Origin of the sequence: Actinoplanes sp. NPDC051411, from assembly GCF_040682075.1 — a bacterium.
Taxonomy (GTDB): domain Bacteria; phylum Actinomycetota; class Actinomycetes; order Mycobacteriales; family Micromonosporaceae; genus Actinoplanes.
The window spans coordinates 1-1,221 of the sequence record NZ_JBFBAD010000298.1; the positions used below are offsets into that span (position 1 = coordinate 1).

Consider the following 1,221-nt stretch of genomic DNA (forward strand, 5'->3'; position numbering starts at 1 on the left):
CACTGTGGGCTGCCCGCGGCCGTCTTCGTCCGGCCGCGGGCAGCGTCTCTCAGTTCTCCTTGGCGGTGGTCGGCCGGTTGCCGTACTGGGCGGTGGCCGTGGGCACCGTGAGGTCGAAGGCCGGGATGAGGCCCTCGGGCTCCTGACGGCGTCGGGCGCGGATGTCGCGGAGCGCGCCCGCGAACGTGCGGCGGAGCAGCATTCGCAGTCGTACGCTCATCAGCAGCTCACTCGCAGGTAGTTCAACGACTGGACGGCCTGGTGGTAGGCCCCGCTCTCAGCGTACCCGTCGGTGACGATGCGGTAGGTCCGCGTGCCGTCGCCGGAGCAGTCGTACCAGATCGTCGCCTGGTCGAAATCGGCGCTCGTCCAGTTGCCCGTGTACTGGTAGCGGTTGTTCCAGATGCCCACCCCCACGTACCTCTGGACGGTCACCTTGATGCGCGCGGGCGCGTAACCGGTGCCGCTGCAGGACTGCCACCCGTCGCCCTCGATCTCGCTGCCCGACTTCCAGGGGTCGGAGGCGTAGACAGTGCACACCCACGACGCCAGGGCCGCGGCGGGCGTGGCCGCTGTCGACTTGGCGGCACCCGGCCCGAACGAGGCCGACGTGGGAAGCGAACGGTCGAATGCGGGAACGAGCTCGCTTTTCGGAGTCGCGGTCGGAGTCGCGACCGCTCCGGGAGCCCCACCCGACGTGCCGGCCGCCGGTGCGGCTTGGGCCGCGGCGGTGCCGACCAGGCCGCTCGCGATGAGAGCGGCCCCGAACACGGTGATACGAACGAACTTACGCACGATTTTCCCCGTTCCGCAGCGCGCCCCGTGCGCGCCGCTTCCAGGGAAGTCAATTCCTCGGTGCCGATATCGGAAAGGCCGCTCTCTCCAATTTAGACAACCGACAGTAGCCTTCATAACGGGCTAATTCAATGCGCCAGATAATGATCGGCCATTGCACATATGTAAATATTGTAAAGACAAGGTTTCAATCTTTGGAAACGGGCGGAGGTGCGGTGCGGCAAGCCGAAAGTGATGATGCATTGTCATCGGCAGGTCCGGACAGCGCCAGGGGCCGGCGAACTACCCGCGGCAGTCGATCAGTGCGCCGGCTTGGGAATGCCTCGGTGGGCGCGTACCTTCTCGATCCGTCCAGCCCGCGCCGTCCGTCCCACCGGGGCGGCGGGGACATAAACTCGGCGCCCAGGCGGGGGGTTAAGAAAACGG

General features: G+C 66.7%; 2 protein-coding genes. Both read right to left on the bottom strand.

The genetic code is table 11. From position 1 onward, the window contains the following. Window positions 1-49: 49 nt before the first annotated feature. Window positions 50-220, bottom strand: a complete 171-nt coding sequence (locus AB0M88_RS53325; protein ID WP_364116358.1) for a hypothetical protein — start codon at window positions 218-220, stop codon at window positions 50-52. Next, a complete protein-coding gene (locus AB0M88_RS53330; protein WP_364116361.1) occupies window positions 220-795 on the bottom strand; it encodes a hypothetical protein in 576 nt (191 codons plus the stop codon). Before AB0M88_RS53330 ends, AB0M88_RS53325 begins: the two co-directional genes overlap by 1 nt. Between the last annotated feature and the right edge of the window lie 426 nt (window positions 796-1,221).